The sequence below is a fragment of the Kordia periserrulae genome (assembly GCF_003054265.1).
Taxonomy (GTDB): domain Bacteria; phylum Bacteroidota; class Bacteroidia; order Flavobacteriales; family Flavobacteriaceae; genus Kordia; species Kordia periserrulae.
On record NZ_QBKT01000002.1, the window covers coordinates 187705 to 201400 of the forward strand.

The following is a 13696-nucleotide window of genomic DNA, read 5'->3' on the forward strand; positions in this document are numbered from 1 at the left end:
ACAAAGATATGCTAAACATCGTGTTTTGTAATAATTTTTTTGTGAATTTGCAGTGTCTAACGCGAGTGTAAACTCTAAATAAGAAGCATCATTAAAAAACTCTGGAAAATAATCAAACGTACACTGATAGCAATCATTTTGCTATTTTTCTTGTTGGTGATTATTTTCTCGATTCCTGCAGTGCAAACCGCTATTGGTAAAAAGGCAACCAATTGGCTGAATGAAAAATACGGAACCAATATCAACATTGATCGTATTGGTTTGAAGTGGAACGGCGATATTTCGTTGAAAAATATTTACATTGAAGATTATCTGAAAGACACATTGATTCATATCAATGCGCTTGAAACCTCTATTTTAAGTTTTAACAATGCAATCAATAGTAAGCTACAATTCGGGACAGTTTCGATTGACGGATTGACGCTGAATATTTACACAGAAAAAGATTCTACCGATACCACATTGGATGTTTTTATTGCCAAACTTGATTCGGAACCTTCCGATGGAACGCCATCTAACTTTTTGTTGACGAGTTCAAAATTAAAACTCTACGATAGTAAGTTCCGCTTTACAGACGAAAACAACAAAACGCCAGAAATGCTCGATTTTGAAGAGCTTTCAGGAACGGTGTACGATTTTCAAGTGCAAGGACCGAATGTGTCTGGTACTGTAGACGGTCTCACATTTTTAGACACGCACGGATTGCGGATTACCGAAATGAACACGAAATTTCTGTACACGCTTACGCAGATGCGCTTTGACGATTTACAGATTAAAACAGCCAATTCAAATCTAAAAGGATCAGTTATTTTTGATTATGAACGAAAGGATTTTGCAAATTTTTTAGACAAAGTACAACTGACCGCACGTTTTACAGACTCCGAAATTGACTTTAGCGAGCTCAATTATTTTTATGATGAATTCGGGAATAAAAAAGGAACTTTTAGCACTGAAATTACAGGAGTTTTAAACGATTTTACTACCAAAAATTTCGATTTTAGTTCGCCTAGCACTGCTATAAAAGGCGATGTTGCATATAAAAACCTATTCAATTCGAGTCGGATGTTTTATATGAAAGGTAATTTTGATCGTTTTTCTTCCAATCATTATCAACTGACGACATTACTTCCGAAAATTATTGGACAAAATTTGCCTTCAACGTTAAGTCGTTTGGGACAATTCAATATGAACGGATTGGTCGAAATTACAGAAAACATTATCGATGCGGATGTGCGTATCACTACTGATATAGGAAATGCAGACTTGGACGGAAGCATTGTAGATGTTAGCAATAGCGAAAGTGCATTGTACTCTGGAAATATTAAGTTTGAGAATTTTGACTTAGGAATTTATGTAAACGATCCTATACTTGGAACTGTTTCCTCAGATTTGTTTGTGGATGGAAAAGGATTTACGGCAGAAAGTCTCAATACAGAAGTTGTGGGAACCGTAACGTCATTAACATACAATAATTATGTGTACAAAAAGTTGAACGTTTCTGGAATCTTAAAAGATCAGCTTTTTGATGGAAATTTAGTATCAGTAGATCCCAATGCGGATTTTAACTTTCAAGGATTGGCAAACTTTGCAGGTGAAGAAAACGAATTCAGATTTAAAGCGTCTATCAATACACTCAATCTGAATAAAATCAACTTTGTAAAGCGTGATAAAATTTCTGTATTAAAAGGTGATATGGTGCTCGATTTGGTGGGAAATACTATTGATGACATGGCAGGTGATATCTTCTTCAAGAAAATATCTTACACCAACCAAAATGGTACCTACGCTTTTCAAAACTTTAGTGTGCATTCCGAATTTGACAAAGACATTCGAAAAGTTACAGTAGATTCGCCAGACATTATCACAGGAACGGTGGAAGGTCGTTTTCATTTTGATGAGGTGATTGATTTGGTACAAAACTCTGTGGGAAGTATTTACACAAATTATCGACCAATTGATGTGTTGCCAAATCAGTACTTAGTTTTCAACTTTAAAATTTACAATAAAATTGTAGACGTATTTCTGCCGGATGTGGAATTGGCAAAAAACACTTCGCTTCGTGGAAGCATTATTGGCGATGAAAATAAATTCAATCTTACCTTTAAGACACCTGAAATTATCGCGTATGATAGTAAAATAGAGAATCTCGAACTCATCATTGACAATAAAAACCCACTCTTTAACACGTTTATTGAAGTCGCCAATATCAACACAAAATGGTATGATGCGAAAGAATTCAACTTGATTAACAAAACGTTGAACGACACGCTTTTCTTTAGAACGGAATTTAAAGGCGGAAGAGCATTTGCAGACAATTACAATCTAAACTTTTACCATACCATTGACAGTTCAAACAAATCGGTGGTCGGAATTAAAAAGTCTGATGTTTCTTTTCGAGGCAACAAATGGCTGGTCAACGCGCAAAACGATAGAAAAAACAGGTTTATTTTCGACAAACAACTTGATTCCATCTTTATTGAAAAAATTGTGATGAATCATGAAAATGAAGAAATGAATCTGGAAGGAGCATTATTAGGTGAAAATAACAAAAACATAAAACTGCAATTTAAAGACGTAGGTTTAGAGAAAATTACGCCGTCTATTGATAGTATTCGCTTGGGCGGAAATGTGAACGGAAAACTTGATATAAAGCAAATCAATGGCGCATACATTCCACAATCGAATTTGGACATTGCTCGTTTGGAAGTCAACGACAAAAAGCTTGGCGATTTAAACATTGATATTACTGGCGATGAGCAGTTGGAACAATTCAATGTGGATGCAAAACTCGTCAACGAAACGTTGGAATCGCTTACGGCAGTAGGAACTATCAGTTTTGCGAACAACACCAATACCATCAACGTTGATACAACGATTGATAAATTTGACATCTCGCCATTTAGTCCGTTGGGCGAAGACGTCATTAAAGAAATTCGCGGATTGATTTCTGGAGAAGCAAAAGTTGTCGGAAACCTCAGCAATCCTTCCATTAATGGACAGTTGAGCATGCTTGCTGGCGGAATGTATATTCCGTATTTGAATGTCGATTTGGATTTTGCCAACAGCTCCATCATCAAACTTTACGACCAAACGTTTGAGTTTATGGATATTACGGTTTTGGATACGCAAGATTATACCAAAGGTCAACTCAACGGAACCATTCAACATACGTCTTTTGACGATTGGCTTCTCGATTTACAACTTGCAACAGATCGCTTACTTGTACTAAATACGACACAAGACGAAGACGAAGAAACTTTGTATTACGGAACCGCTTACATAAGTGGAGAAGCGTTTATACAAGGACCAACAGATCAACTTACGATAAGTGTTAACGGAACTACGGAAAAAGGAACCTCACTAAAAATTCCAATCTCTGATGTGGCTTCAGTTGGTGATGCGTCGTTTATCAAATTTGTACCGAAAGACGAATTCTACGATCCAAAAATACAGGCAACGAATGCGCTAGATGATATTAGCGGACTCGAATTGGCTTTTGAATTGGACGTTACACCAGATGCTGAAATTGAAATTGTAGTAGACAAAAAAGCGGGAAGTAGCATCAAAGGAAGCGGATTTGGTAGTTTGTTGATGGAAATTAATACCAATGGTAAATTCAATATGTATGGTGACTTTATCACGTACAAAGGTGAATATAACTTCAAATATCGTGGAATCATCAATAAGAAATTTACGCTAAAACCCGATGGTACCATTACGTGGGATGGCGATCCGTTTAAAGCACAATTGAATGTAGAAGCGGTGTACAATCTGCAAGCCAATCCAGATGTATTATTAGATACGCCAACGTACAACAAAAAAATTCCGGTAGAAGTTGCCATTCGACTTACAGGCGATTTGATGAAACCAGAACCTATTTTCAACATTTCATTCCCAACGACGCAAGGTGTTGCCGAATCTGAATTGACAGATTTCCTCTTAAACGATGAAGATCGCCGTCGATTGCAAGCCTTATCATTACTCTCACAAGGACGATTTGTAAACAGTGTCAATGTCAATCAAAATGCATTGACAGGAAACTTGATAGAAACAGCTTCAAGCATTATTAATGATGCGTTTTCTGGTGATGGAAGTAATAAATTAGACGTCAACCTAAACTACAGTCAAGCAGACCGTTCTCAAAACCTAGAAACTTCTGACCAATTAGGATTGACCGTTTCGAGTCAAATCAGTGATAAAATTACCTTTAACGGTCAAATAGGAGTTCCTGTCGGTGGCGTTACGCAAACTGCCATTGTGGGTGATGCCGAAATTGAAATTTCCTTAAATGAAGATCGTACCCTGACAGCGAAAATCTTCAATAGACAAAACCAGATTCAATACGTGGGTGAAATTGAAGGATTTACGCAAGGCATCGGATTGTCGTATCAAGTAGATTTTGACACCTTAAAAGAGTTGGTCGATAAAGTTTTCAAAGGAAAAAAGAAAATGGTGGAAGAAAAACAGCGAAAACAGCAAGAAGAAGATGCTAAAGCTGGAAATGGTGTTGTGAATTTCACTTCTAAAAAAAACGTAAAAAAAGAAGCTGAGAAAAAAGAAGAAAAGAAAACCGAAAAGAAAACCGAAAAGAAATCGGAGAAATAATTTTTCCAAAAAATTACTCTTATAACCTTCTTTTTTTTCGCAGGACTTTCCATTGAAAGTATCGAAAAAAATCTCCAAAAAAAGGTTCCTTTCAAACTTCAAAAAGTTGAGAATTCTAGAAAAATCAGGGCGTAAAACGTTAAAAATCTGAGAACTTATTAACGAAAACGTTTGAAATTTTAAAACAATGTAAAATTCGCGTTAAGCGTTGTAGAAAATCGAAATAAGTTTGCTAGCTTTACTATTCAAATTAAAAATTGCATGCAACATAACATCAAAAAAATAGGCGTAATGACCTCTGGAGGCGATGCTCCAGGAATGAATGCTGCCATCAGAGCAGTCGCAAGAGCGTGTTCATATTATAATGTAAAATGTGTTGGATATTACCGTGGATATCAAGGAATGATTGAAGGTGATAGTATTGAATTAACGGCACGTAGTGTAAAAAATATTGTAAGTGAAGGTGGAACGATTTTGAAATCGGCACGTTCAACTGCATTTAGAACGAAAGAAGGACGCAAAAAAGCGTATGACAATTTAGTGGAAGAAGGCGTAGACGCTATGATTTTAATTGGTGGAGACGGAACGTTTACAGGTGGAATGATTTTTAGCAAAGAATTTGACATTCCTGTAATTGGAGTTCCAGGAACGATTGACAATGATATTTCTGGTACCAAATTTACCATTGGTTACGATACTGCACTAAATACCGTAGTTGAAGCGATTGATAAAATTCGCGATACAGCAAGTTCACACAACCGATTATTTTTTGTAGAAGTAATGGGACGCGATGCTGGATTTATTGCCTTAAATGCAGGAGTAGGAGCAGGAGCGGAGGAAATTTTAATTCCGGAAGAAGATTTAGGATTGGATCGCTTGTTAGAATCGTTACAACGCAGTCGCCGAAGCGGAAAATCATCGAGTATTGTAGTGGTTTCTGAAGGTGACAAAATTGGTAAAAATGTCTTTGAACTCGCAGAATACGTTACGGAAAACTTGCCAGATTATGAAGCGCGTGTTTCTGTACTCGGACACATGCAACGCGGTGGAAAACCAAGTTGTTTTGACAGAGTATTAGCCAGTAGATTGGGTGTAAAAGCAGTAGAACTCATTTTAGACGGACAAAGCAATGTAATGGTAGGTGTATCTGATAACAATCTTATCGTGACAAACATCGAAAAAGCAGTCAAAGGAAAGCACACCATTAATAAAGAATTATTAAGAATCTCTGATATATTATCAGTATAACTAAAAATAGTAAGTAAAAAGAAAACAAAATGACAAGATTAGGAATAAACGGATTTGGAAGAATAGGTAGAATCGTTTTTAGAGCAACGCTAAAGCGTGATAACGTGGATGTGGTAGCGATTAACGATTTATTAGATGTACATCACTTAGCATATTTATTAGAATACGATTCTGTTCACGGACGATTTGACGGAAAAATTGAAGTAAAAGACGGAAACTTAATCGTAGACGGAAAAACGATTCGTGTCACGGCTGAAAGAGATCCAAAAAACTTAAAGTGGGATGAAGCTGGCGTTGACGTGGTAGCAGAATGTACCGGAATTTTCACAACCTTAGAAACGGCTGATTATCACATTCAAGCTGGAGCGAAAAAAGTAGTAATTTCTGCACCTTCTAAAGATGCGCCAATGTTTGTAATGGGCGTAAATCACCACGAAGTAAAAGCTTCTGATAAAATTGTTTCAAATGCTTCGTGTACAACGAACTGTTTGGCACCTGTTGCTAAAGTATTAGATGATAACTTCGGTATTGAAGAAGCTTTAATGACAACCATTCACGCAACAACGTCTACACAATACACGGTAGATTCTCCATCAAAGAAAAACTATCGTTTAGGTCGTTCAGCTATGAACAACATCATTCCAACAAGTACAGGAGCCGCTAGTGCAGTAGGAAAAGTAATTCCAAAATTAAACGGAAAATTAACAGGAATGGCATTCCGTGTACCAACGGTTGATGTATCTGTAGTGGATTTAACGGTGCGTTTACAAAAGGAAACGTCGTATGAAGAAATTAAAAAAGCTTTTAAAGCTGCAGCAGATGGTGAATTGAAAGGAATTTTAGGATACACTGACGAACCAGTAGTTTCACAAGATTTCGTAAGCGACGACCGCACAAGTATCTTTGATGCAGAAGCAGGAATTGAGTTGAGTTCAACATTCTTCAAAATCGTTTCTTGGTACGATAACGAGTTTGGATACTCAAACAAGTTGGTAGATTTAGCTTTACACGTAGATAATTTATAATAGCACACATCATTAAGCACAATTGCTATTTTTATATACAATTGTGCTTAATTTGTTTATATAGTTTATGAAAAATAATCCCAAGAATTTGGGCATTTATTTTATATTACACCATGATTTTATTAGTAGACAGTGGCTCCACCAAATGCGATTGGATTGCAGTGGACAAAGACGGAAATCAATTATTAGATAAGCTTCGTACCAAAGGATTAAATCCCGCGATTCTTTCTGAAAAAAAATTAAAAAAGACCATCAAAAAGAGCAAAGAGCTTTCGGCGCATCGTCATACCGTAACGCATGTGTTCTTTTATGGAGCAGGCTGTGGAACAGAAAATCCACGTTTACTACTAAAAGGTGTGTTGGAAGAATTTTTTCCAAATGCTGAGGTTGATGTCAATGAAGATACCTTGGCAGCTGTGTACGCAACGGTAAATGATAAAACGGAAGCTGCAGTAGTATGTATTCAAGGAACAGGCTCTAATTGCAGTTATTATGATGGAAACACATTGCATCAGCGCGTAAAATCGTTAGGATATACTTTGATGGACGATGCCAGCGGAAATTACTACGGAAAACAACTCATTCGCGATTATTACTTCAACCGAATGCCAACTCCGATTCGTGTAGCGTTTGAAGATAAATACAATCTTGATAGCGATTACATCAAATACAACTTATACAAACAACCCAATCCGAATGCGTATTTAGCAAGCTTTGCCGAATTTATGTTTCTTAACAAAGACTCTGACTACATTGTTGAAATGATTAAAGATGGTTTTCGAGTGTTTGCCAGAAATATGATCATGCAATACGAGGAAGAACTAAAAACAGTTCCTGTACATTTTGCAGGTTCAATCGCGTTTTTCTCAGAAGAAGAAATCAGAGAAGTCGCTAAAGAATTCGGGTTTACGGTAGGAAACTTCACCAGAAGACCTATTGAAGGTTTGGTAAAATTTCACACAGAAGCATTGAAAATCGAGTAAGAACGCTTATTGATATACTCTATTCTCCTGCTCAGCAACGCGAATGAATGTCGTGCGTTTGGTCAATTCTTTTAAGCGAGAAGCACCAACATACGTACACGTGCTGCGAATACCACCTAAAATATCGTGAACGGTTTCTGAAACGTGACCTTTCAAGGGAATTTCTACGGTTTTTCCTTCGGAAGCTCTGTAATCTGCTACGCCACCTACATATTTTTCCATCGCGGTAGCTGAACTCATGCCATAAAACTGCTTGAATTTTTCACCATTGCGTTCTATTAATTCGCCACCACTTTCATAATGTCCGGATAACATTCCACCCAACATGACAAAATCGGCGCCAGCTCCAAAGGCTTTTGCAATATCGCCTGGCGTAGTACAACCGCCATCTGAAATAATATGTCCGCCCAAACCGTGTGCAGCATCGGCACATTCAATAATCGCAGAAAGTTGCGGATAGCCAACGCCCGTTTTTACTCGCGTTGTACACACAGAGCCAGGACCAATACCAACTTTGACAATATCAGCACCTGAAAGAATCAATTCTTCTACCATTTCGCCTGTAACTACATTTCCAGCCATGATGACTTTATCAGGAAATTGTGCACGTGCTTGTTTTACAAAATCTACAAAATGCTGTGAATAGCCGTTTGCCACATCAATACAAATAAATTTTAGTTGTGGATGAATGGTGAAAATGGCGCGTAATTTATCGTTGTCTTGCTCACCAATTCCCGTACTTACGGCAATATGTTTAATAACATCATTGGGCGTCGAATTGATAAATGTGGTCCATTCTTGAATGCTGTAGTGTTTGTGAACGGCTGTAAACAATTGTTTTGATGCTAGGGCTTTTGCCATTTCAAAGGTACCTACTGTGTCCATATTGGCAGCCATAATTGGAATGCCTGTCCATTCGTAAGAATTGTGTAAAAATTTGAAAGTTCGTTCTAAGGAAACTTGTGAACGACTCTGCAAAGTAGAGCGTTTTGGACGAATCATTACATCCTTAAAGCCTAATTTAAGGTCACTTTCAATGCGCATAATATTTAGTATTGGTTGGTGATTAAATGTAGAAATTTATCTCTACAAAAAATAGTTTCATCCAAATGATTTTTTATGTAGGTTATCAACAAAAACATGGTTAATTTTTAAAATAATAGAAAAGCTGCCCAAAAATCAATTTGATGTAGACAGCTTTTAAATTTTACAGTAGATTTAAAATGTTTTAAACCAGCACTTTATCTAGGGCAAGGTGTTTCATCTACTAAAGACCAACACCCAGGACCTGTGCATTTTTTGGTTCCTGCTCCTATTAATTTTTCTTGTTTAAAATTTGAAATAGCATTTTTATTCAACTTCAAGCTTTTAATACTTCTTTTTTTCATGATAATAAGTTTTGTGTTCATAATGTTTTAAAGTTATGCATATAAAACTATAGAAGAGTATGGAAAAACCGTAATAGTTTGATTTCTAATAGTATATTTCGAAATTGCGTAGCTTTTTTATTATTGTTTTTTTACAAACAAGCATTCCAAACAGCATCATCAGGTAACGGCGCTATAATTTCTAAAAGTTCTTTTTTTACAGGATGTGTAAAGACAAGTTTTCGCGCGTGTAGATGAATACTTGCATCTTTATTGCTACGGTCAGCACCGTATTTTAAATCGCCTTTAATGATACAACCAATGGAAGAAAGTTGTACTCTAATTTGATGATGACGTCCTGTGTGAAGCGCAACTTCTAACAACACATAGTTGTCTAATTTTTTCTTGATGGTATATTCTAAAACTGCTTTTTTACTATTGGCAACTTCCTCAGAAAATGCAGTCGATTTGTTATTCTTTGGATTTTTTCGAAGCCAATGCGTCAACGTGTCGTGCGATTTTGGCGGTGAATTCTTCACGACTGCCCAATAGGTTTTTTTTGCTTTTTTTTCGGCAAATAATTTGTTCAATCGCGGCAATGCTTTGGAAGTTCTAGCAAATACGACAATACCTGTTGTTGGCCTGTCCAACCGATGTACCACACCTAAATACACATTACCAGGTTTGTTATACTTTTCGGCAATATATTCTTTCACAACCTCACTTAGTGGAGTATCGCCTGTTTTATCTCCTTGCACAATATCACCCGCACGTTTATTGACAATAATGATATGATTGTCTTCGTATAAAACTTGGAGATTGTTTTTATTTGAAACTGTTTTCAAGGAAACTTAAATTTTTTAATGAAGTTGAATGATTTTGGAAAATTTAGTTTTTCAGCTCTTCTCGATACAAAATTCTCTCAAAATTTAACTCGAAGTGACGACGAAAATTTCTCATAAGAGTAAACAAACGAGAAAAAACTAGTAACTAACAACCAGCAACCAGCAACCAGCAACCAGCAACCAAAGACTAATATTGCTCCTTCTCATTCGGAAAATCCAACGACTTCACATCCGCAGCATATTGTTTGAACGCGTTGGTCATTTCTTCGTACATATTCAAATAGCGACGTAAAAACCGCGGATTGAATTCATGTGTCATTCCTACCATATCATGCGTAACCAAAACCTGTCCGTCAACACCATTTCCAGCACCAATACCGATTACAGGAATCGTTAAACTTTCCGCAACTTCTTTCGCCAATTTGGCAGGCACTTTTTCTAAAACGATTGCAAAACAACCTGCACGTTCTAGCATTTTAGCATCTTCTTTTAGTATTTCCGCTTCCTCTTCTTCTTTGGCGCGAACCGTATATGTTCCAAATTTGTAAATCGATTGCGGCGTCAATCCCAAATGGCCCATCACGGGAATTCCCGCATTTAAAATACGTTTGATGGATTCTTTGATTTCTTTTCCACCTTCTACTTTTACCGCATGTCCGCCCGATTCTTTCATAATTCGAATTGCAGAACGCAAGGCTTCTTTCGGATCGGATTGATACGTTCCAAAAGGCAAATCAACCACAACCAATGCTCTGTTAATCGCTCTAACGACAGAAGATGCGTGGTAAATCATTTGATCAAGTGTAATGGGAAGTGTTGTTTCGTGTCCCGCCATGACATTGCTGGCAGAATCGCCTACGAGAATCACGTCAATTCCGGCTCCATCTACAATTTTCGCCATCGTATAATCGTACGCAGTGAGCATTGAAATCTTTTCTCCGTTACTCTTCATTTCCACGAGTGATTTTACGGTCACTCTTTTGTATTGTTTCTTCGCGACTGACATAAAGTTGATTTTTTTGGACTGTAAAAGTAAGAATAAAATATAAGGTGGTGAATATTATAGTGTTTTTTGAAAAGCTAGTATTAATAATCAAAAGAAGGTACCCAACATTTCCCATGTGTCATGTTAACGCTTTCGGAAGGACCATAAAAATCCAATCGAAGTATTCGTTTCCATTTAGAATCTTGTTTTTTAAAAAAAGAAATTACGGTTGCAAAACCACAAGTAGTCCTTTCTTGATGGACAATTCTAGCATAATTGCGATTTTCAGAAAAAACAGGAGCAGAGATAAAAAAATGATATCTTTCTTCTCCACCTTGCTTCATAACAGATTTCCAGGTTTTGTATATTTTATTCCAACGCTCTACATCAGAAAAGTGTGGATTATTTTTAACATAAATTGTATATGGCTCTCTAACTTTTTGTAAACTATCCAATCGACTCTGTGATATTTTGGAAGGAACAAAAAATACGTTATATACATTTTTCGGATGCAATTCAGCAGCATCGTGAAACCTAGCTTTTTGTATTTTATAAGTATTCCATTTCAGTGAAGTTGTAGTTGCAGTATCTAACAATTGTAATGGAAAGTCAGGATATTTCAATAATAAACTTCGTTTTTGAATCTGCGGAAGTACAATTTTTTCCTTTGGTATGATAAGACTTTTGTTATTTAGATAATAGTATTCGAAATTTTCTGAAACTTCATAATCTGCAAGCGAATTGACAACCGCAACAACGTCACTTTCTTGACTGGAAACATAAGTCACATATAAGAAGCAAAAGAAAAATAAGGATATTCGCATAGTCTCAAAATTATGTAATTAATAATAAATGGATGTTTATATTCGAATCGGAATCCAAACTTCTTCTTGAGAAGTTTCACTTGTCGGATTATATGCTGCTCCTAAAACTTCAAAATGCGGTCTGTTGTCAAGTGTATATTCAGAATTTGGCAACCATTTTTGAAAAATATATTGAAACGCTTCTGCAAAATTTTGTGGCAAACCTTGATACAAAAAAACAGCATACAATCCACTTTCTAAGGTAAAAGCTTCCATTTCGTCAGGAATTGATTCAAAATCACTCACTGCTGTCAACGCGTATTTGGTAAATTCCGTTTGTGGATTGAAGTTATCAAAATACATTTCATCATACACTTGCAGTGAATACAAATCACTTCCCACTGCATTTTTAATACTGTTTCGTAGTTGCATAAAGCTTTTCCACAGTTGTGGTGTTGTGTTTTGCATCAATGACATGCGCATGGATTTCCCCACGAGTTTCTTCTGCGGAAGCGTTTGTGTAGTTTTGAATGTAATCATGTATTATTTATTTTTGATAATCCTGTGGTGTTGCGTCAAAATCTAAAATGCGTTGTCCTCCTTCGTTAAAATAATTATAACCTAAGGTAAATTATTTTTTCGAAAAGCTTCCATATCTGGATTTGTTTTCAACTGACTAACAACAGTACTCTTAATATTTTTGCGAACTGTTTCAACAATATCATCTGTAATTTCCATTCCAGAAATCGTATAGAAATATTCAAACTTTCTATCAGATGTCAATGCAACACTGTCTAGTCGTGTATATTCGTCAACCATCATGGGTGTTTTGGCGTTCATTTCTTTAACGACTTTTTTCACCTCTTCAGTTACATCTCCTAAAAAGCACGATTTTACGCTAAATGAAACTGCCGCAAAAACGATTGCACCTACGATAATTCCAATAATTTTACTCGATTTATTTTTTTCTTCTGAACTCATATTGTATCGTGATTATGCTTGTCTCTAAAAGTAGACAAATTGTACATTTTTTTAAATTATTTTCTATGAAAATCTTAAAACTGTGATAAATCGCGCAGGTATTTTATTTTTTTAAATTATTTTTCTGAAAAATTAATCAATCATGAAACGATATCTATTTTTTTTACTTTTAATTGTAAGCTTTTGCCTGCATGCGCAAACAGAAGACGAAAAAGCAGCAAAACAAGCGATTATCCAATTTTTTGAAGGTTTTCACCAAAAAGATTCTGCAATGATGCAACAAGTGGTGCATAAAGACATTATTCTACAAACTACTTTTGTCAACAAAGAAGGAAAAGCACAGTTGCGTACGCAAGATGCTTCCGGGTTTATAAACGCTGTGGTGAGCAGAGCGGAAAGTCCTGTGTGGCAGGAAAAAATACTCTCGTATAACGTTCAAGTTGATGGAACGATGGCAAATGTATGGACACCGTACGAATTTTGGCTCGATGGAAAGTTTTTGCACTGCGGCGTCAATTCGTTTCAACTTTTCAAAGACAACGGACAATGGAAAATCATCTATTTGATTGACACCAGAAGAAAGCAAGATTGTAAGCAGTAAGTTGGTAGTATATTATAGTTAAACCTTTTAGGCATCAAAGTACTTCTCGATACAAATTTGCTTTGCAAATTCACTCGAAGTGACGATTTCAATGCAATAATATACCAAAATACTAACATATCAACATCTAAGAGCAAAGCGATTTAGATTCAAACAGCGAAGCGTTCTAAAAGATTCACGCTTAAGCGAGAACAAGTCTAACAGTAAAGCGAGTCTAAATAAGCGAAGCTTAAAAAAGAAAAACCTTAAATCA

12 protein-coding genes are annotated in these 13696 nt (G+C 36.2%); 5 read left to right on the top strand and 7 right to left on the bottom strand.

Features of this window, described 5'->3' with window-relative positions; all coding sequences use genetic code 11:
* The first annotated feature begins 156 nt into the window (after positions 1-156).
* The 4 genes from C8N46_RS04935 to C8N46_RS04950 all read left to right on the top strand — a co-directional run bounded on the left by C8N46_RS04935 (position 157) and on the right by C8N46_RS04950 (position 7861).
* Positions 157-4605: a translocation/assembly module TamB domain-containing protein gene (locus C8N46_RS04935; RefSeq protein ID WP_245896726.1), complete on the top strand. Its 4449-nt coding sequence runs from the start codon at positions 157-159 to the stop codon at positions 4603-4605.
* Between the two features lie 261 nt (positions 4606-4866).
* Positions 4867-5853, top strand: coding sequence for a 6-phosphofructokinase (gene pfkA / locus C8N46_RS04940; RefSeq protein WP_108113766.1), 987 nt, complete (start codon positions 4867-4869; stop codon positions 5851-5853).
* Positions 5854-5882: 29 nt separating this feature from the next.
* Positions 5883-6878 (top strand): type I glyceraldehyde-3-phosphate dehydrogenase, encoded by a 996-nt coding sequence (gene gap / locus C8N46_RS04945; protein WP_108113767.1) that lies wholly within the window; start codon positions 5883-5885, stop codon positions 6876-6878.
* Between the two features lie 113 nt (positions 6879-6991).
* On the top strand, positions 6992-7861 hold the full coding sequence (locus tag C8N46_RS04950; RefSeq protein ID WP_108113768.1) for an N-acetylglucosamine kinase: 870 nt from the start codon (positions 6992-6994) through the stop codon (positions 7859-7861).
* 6 nt (positions 7862-7867) lie between these two features.
* On the opposite strand, the gene C8N46_RS04955 is transcribed toward C8N46_RS04950, so the two are convergent.
* The 7 genes from C8N46_RS04955 to C8N46_RS04980 all read right to left on the bottom strand — a co-directional run bounded on the left by C8N46_RS04955 (position 7868) and on the right by C8N46_RS04980 (position 12842).
* Positions 7868-8905 (bottom strand): GMP reductase, encoded by a 1038-nt coding sequence (locus tag C8N46_RS04955; RefSeq protein WP_108113769.1) that lies wholly within the window; start codon positions 8903-8905, stop codon positions 7868-7870.
* Between the two features lie 197 nt (positions 8906-9102).
* The gene (locus C8N46_RS20350; RefSeq protein WP_158269080.1) at positions 9103-9249 is read right to left on the bottom strand and encodes a hypothetical protein; all 147 of its coding nucleotides are present in this window, start codon (positions 9247-9249) and stop codon (positions 9103-9105) included.
* A gap of 131 nt (positions 9250-9380) precedes the next feature.
* Positions 9381-10073 carry an RluA family pseudouridine synthase gene (locus C8N46_RS04960; RefSeq protein WP_108113770.1) on the bottom strand — a complete coding sequence of 231 codons (693 nt, stop codon included), beginning with the start codon at positions 10071-10073 and terminating at the stop codon, positions 9381-9383.
* Between the two features lie 187 nt (positions 10074-10260).
* Complete coding sequence (gene panB / locus C8N46_RS04965) at positions 10261-11079, bottom strand: 3-methyl-2-oxobutanoate hydroxymethyltransferase (RefSeq protein ID WP_108113771.1); 819 nt, start codon at positions 11077-11079, stop codon at positions 10261-10263.
* Positions 11080-11159: 80 nt separating this feature from the next.
* Entirely contained in the window at positions 11160-11882 is a 723-nt protein-coding gene (locus C8N46_RS04970) for a hypothetical protein (protein WP_146169732.1), read from the bottom strand.
* A 36-nt stretch (positions 11883-11918) separates the two neighbouring features.
* Positions 11919-12401 carry a GyrI-like domain-containing protein gene (locus C8N46_RS04975; RefSeq protein ID WP_108113773.1) on the bottom strand — a complete coding sequence of 161 codons (483 nt, stop codon included), beginning with the start codon at positions 12399-12401 and terminating at the stop codon, positions 11919-11921.
* A gap of 81 nt (positions 12402-12482) precedes the next feature.
* The gene (locus tag C8N46_RS04980) at positions 12483-12842 is read right to left on the bottom strand and encodes a hypothetical protein (RefSeq protein WP_108113774.1); all 360 of its coding nucleotides are present in this window, start codon (positions 12840-12842) and stop codon (positions 12483-12485) included.
* A gap of 142 nt (positions 12843-12984) precedes the next feature.
* On the opposite strand from C8N46_RS04980, the gene C8N46_RS04985 reads away from it, so the two are divergent.
* The gene (locus C8N46_RS04985) at positions 12985-13443 is read left to right on the top strand and encodes a nuclear transport factor 2 family protein (protein ID WP_108113775.1); all 459 of its coding nucleotides are present in this window, start codon (positions 12985-12987) and stop codon (positions 13441-13443) included.
* The last annotated feature ends 253 nt before the right edge of the window (positions 13444-13696 follow it).